Below are 332 nucleotides of genomic sequence, written 5' to 3' on the forward strand. Positions count from 1 at the left end.
ATTCTTGCCCTTGAAGGCCTTATCCTGGACGAAAACCCTGCAAGAGAGGATATGCCGAAAGCGTTTGAAACCCCGGCTGTCCTTATTACGAATTACGACCTCAAGATTAAAAGCGGATACTTAAATCCCCAGCACAACCTGAGAATGGATTCGGTGCAAACTGCACTGCTGTTTGAGGGGAGAAAAAAGGAAATGTGCAGGGAGATTGCCAGGAAAATAATCAATTCAGGGGCAAATGTGCTTTTTTCCGAGGGAGATATTGACCCCCATATCGAAACCCTGCTTCGGGACAGTAATATCCTTGCTTTCAAGAAACTGAAGATAAAAGACCT

At 44.9% G+C, this 332-nt stretch carries 1 protein-coding gene; it reads left to right on the top strand.

The genetic code is table 11. The features are described 5' to 3' along the window. On the top strand, window positions 1–332 hold a 332-nt coding region (locus tag EQO05_RS15255; protein ID WP_240664794.1), incomplete at both ends, for a TCP-1/cpn60 chaperonin family protein.

The organism is Methanosarcina sp. MSH10X1 (assembly GCF_004099695.1).
Lineage (GTDB): Archaea > Halobacteriota > Methanosarcinia > Methanosarcinales > Methanosarcinaceae > Methanosarcina.